Below are 2,035 nucleotides of genomic sequence, written 5' to 3' on the forward strand. Positions count from 1 at the left end.
GGCCCATTTAAAGAATACCTTTTGCTTAACTCAAGGCTATAAAGCCTATATATCGCCCTATCATGGCGAGTTAGACAAGCCAGAAAACTACCTGCGTTTCCAGACTAACATCGCGCATTATCAACACCTTTTTGGCAATAGGATTGATCAATACTGCGCAGACCTTCACCCAGATTATGTAAGTACTCACTTCGCTGAAAAGAACTCGCAGAAAAGCAACTCGCCCCTAATAAAAGTTCAACACCATCACGCTCACCTGACATCCTTACTCGCAGAACAAACAGGCCAAGCAAAACTACCCGCGCTTGCTTTAATACTCGATGGAAATGGCCTGGGAGACGATAATCAAGCCTGGGGTGGTGAGCTATTCTATGTAGACTCGAAGCAGATAGAACGTATCGGACACCTTGAGAAAATAGCGATTCCTGGTGGCGATATCGCCACACGGGAAATCTGGCGAACTGGTGCAAATCTATTGGCAAAAACAAGTAGGGAACAGGCATTCGAAGCTTACGCAGATAGCCTCAAGAATGAGCTCACTAGTCATTTCATTCTGAATGGAACGCACCATTTTACGAGCAGTGCAGGCAGGTGGTTCGATGCAGCCGCCTCAATAATCGGCGTTCGCCAAGAGTGTACTTATGAAGGGCAAGCCGCTGCAGAGTTGGAGTCTTTGGCTCGATCAGCCTCCAGGGACCACGTTCAATCTCTTGTCAAAATCGATGAGAAAAACCAACTCTTACTTAGCCCGCTTCTTCCTTATTTAAGCGCTATGGAGAATAAACCTCAGGCTGCATACTTGTTCCATCGCGAGTTAGTCGATGGTCTCGTTCGTTGGTTAGAGAAATCAAGCAAACAGCGCCAGACTAAAGCGGTCTATTGCTCAGGAGGTTGCTTCCAAAATCGGCTTCTCAGAGAATCGCTTAACGAACACTTAACTTCACAGGGATTTAAGGTATATTTCCCTATCAAGCTGCCCGCCAACGACGGTGGCATCGCTCTGGGTCAAGCTTACTTGAGCCATTGGTAAAATAACTAAGGACTCTCAGCACCATGTGCCTTGCACTTCCGGTAAAAATTGAAACACTTCTCGATGATGAACAAGCGATCGTTGAGCTAAGCGGTGTGAAGACCAAGATTTCGACGGCACTAGTCGAAGATGTCCATGTCGGCGATTATGTTATTTTACATGTTGGTTATGCTCTCAATAAGCTGGATGAAGAAGAGGCCAAACGAACACTAGCGCTCTTTGCACAAGGAGAGGCTGATGAGCGCTAAAACAAAAGCCTCACCAGAGCTAAAGTATATCAGCGAGTTTCGACAAGGCTCACTCGCCAAGAAGCTCTGCCAAAACATTGCCAATGAAGTACAGAGTGATAAACGCTATCGCTTGATGGAATTTTGTGGTGGTCACACGCATACCATTTTTCGCTATGGTATCCCTGACTTACTTCCTGAAAATATCGACTTGCTCCATGGGCCCGGCTGCCCTGTTTGTGTCCTGCCCATTAGCGCGATCGATAATGCTATCTCGCTCGCACTGCAGCCAAATACGATTCTCTGCTCTTATGGTGATATGTTGCGCGTACCCGGCAGCAAAACAATGAGCTTGTTAAAAGCACGCGCCCAAGGAGCTGATGTGCGCATGCTCTACTCGCCGCTCGAAGCACTAACACTGGCTCAAGATAACCCTGGCAAGGATATCGTATTCTTTGCTGTTGGCTTCGAAACGACAACGCCTCCTACAGTTGCTATGCTCGACGCCGCTGTCAAAGCCAATATTAAAAACCTATTTATCTACTGCAACCACGTACTGACACCTCCGGCAATCACCGGTATTCTAGAGCCAGCTAAACAAGCTGGAACTAGAGTACTTGATGGTTTAATTGGCCCAGGCCACGTAAGCGTTATCACTGGTGAACGCCCTTATCTTGAACTTGCCAAACATTACCAGACAGCCATTACCATTTCCGGCTTTGAACCCTTGGACATCCTTCAGTCTATTTTAATGCTTGTTCGCCAAATTAACCGAAAC

3 protein-coding genes are annotated in these 2,035 nt (G+C 46.9%); all 3 read left to right on the forward strand.

The window, feature by feature from the left end; all coding sequences use genetic code 11:
- Positions 1–1,030, forward strand: a 1,030-nt coding sequence (locus tag A3756_RS27910; RefSeq protein ID WP_197481373.1) for a carbamoyltransferase HypF, incomplete at its 5' end; no start/stop codon positions are given.
- 23 nt (positions 1,031–1,053) lie between these two features.
- Entirely contained in the window at positions 1,054–1,278 is a 225-nt protein-coding gene (locus tag A3756_RS18075; RefSeq protein ID WP_068554170.1) for a HypC/HybG/HupF family hydrogenase formation chaperone, read from the forward strand.
- Positions 1,268–2,035, forward strand: a 768-nt coding sequence (hypD, locus tag A3756_RS18080; RefSeq protein ID WP_068554172.1) for a hydrogenase formation protein HypD, incomplete at its 3' end; no start/stop codon positions are given. The genes A3756_RS18075 and hypD, both read left to right, overlap by 11 nt.

Source organism: Oleiphilus sp. HI0086 (assembly GCF_001635225.1).